Raw genomic sequence first — 1346 nt, forward strand, 5'->3', positions numbered from 1 at the left:
ATGTAAATTCCTGAAATAGGTTGACTAAAAATTAAACACTTTTAGTTAAACTATGGACACAAGCAAAAAACAACCCTGCCGAAAAAAGAACTACAATAAAGTAGGTTTTGAACTCAAACTTTTCATCATTGACCAAATTCATAATGGACGTATTTCTGTCAATTATGCAGCCAAAAAATATGATATTTCTAGAGCAACTATTCAGTACTGGATCAAAAAATATAGTACTTTAGAGCAAAAGAAATTAGGAATGAGTAAACAAGATGAAATTAAAAAGCTTAAAGAAAAAATTGAAGAACTGGAATTTGTAAAAGACTTCCAGCAAGATGTAATTGCTGATATGGAACTTATTACAGGAGTTGATATGTCAAAAAAGTCATTGCCCAAAACATTAGCAAAAGAGATCGAGAAAAAGAAGCAAAACCGTTTAAAAGAAAATGGTTAATTGAATGTTTTGGGATTAGTAAACAAGCCTTTTACAAAAGACTTAAATCTCATCAAATAAAGACAAATAACGAGCGTATATTAATCTTATTGGTAAAGCAATGTCGCAACAAGATTGGACAACATTTAGGAGCTAGAAAGTTACATCATGAATTAAAAGATGAAATCAAAAATAAAGGGATTAAAATGGGAAGAGACAAGTTCTATACATTCCTTAAAACTCATAGATTACTTGTACCTAGAACAAAAAGGTTTCATATTACAACTAATTCTAATCATAAGTTTTACAAGTATAAAAACCTGGTTTCAAACAAAGTTCCTACAAGAGTTGAACAACTTTGGGTAACTGATATTACTTACATAAAAACGCAGAAAGGACATAGTTATTTAGCCTTGGTTACTGATGCATATTCTAAACAAATAATGGGCTATAAATTAGATTCACATATGAGAACATCTCTTTGTACTGATGCGCTTAAAATGGCGCTTAAAAACCGTAAATACCCTTCAGAAAAACTAATTCATCATTCTGATAGAGGACTACAATATTGCAACCCAACTTATACCCTATTCGCTGAAAAAAATGGTTTAACTATGAGTATGACTGAAAAATATGATCCGTATGAAAATGCAATTGCAGAACGTATCAATAGAACTTTAAAATATGAATATGGCTTGAAACTAACAATTAAAAACACTAAATTAGCTCAAAAGATTGCTAAAAAAGCTATTAATATTTATAATAATATTAGACCACATTTGAGTCTTGACTTATATACACCTAAACACGTACACGTAAATCAAAATGTTGGCTACAAATCGTATAGAAAAAATAAAATTAAGCTGGAATTATTAACCTTTTAATCAATAAAAAATGGTCAACCTATTTCAGGACAATACAA

Annotated in this window: 2 protein-coding genes; both read left to right on the plus strand. The window is 29.3% G+C overall.

What is annotated here, in order from left to right:
• Window positions 1-52: 52 nt before the first annotated feature.
• Window positions 53-445 carry a transposase gene (locus ACFQ5N_RS14295; protein WP_386810470.1) on the plus strand — a complete coding sequence of 131 codons (393 nt, stop codon included), beginning with the start codon at window positions 53-55 and terminating at the stop codon, window positions 443-445.
• Between the two features lie 14 nt (window positions 446-459).
• Window positions 460-1308 carry an IS3 family transposase gene (locus tag ACFQ5N_RS14300; protein WP_386810472.1) on the plus strand — a complete coding sequence of 283 codons (849 nt, stop codon included), beginning with the start codon at window positions 460-462 and terminating at the stop codon, window positions 1306-1308.
• Window positions 1309-1346 lie beyond the last annotated feature (38 nt).

It is taken from the genome of Lutibacter holmesii, from assembly GCF_042679665.1.
Classification (GTDB): domain Bacteria; phylum Bacteroidota; class Bacteroidia; order Flavobacteriales; family Flavobacteriaceae; genus Lutibacter; species Lutibacter holmesii.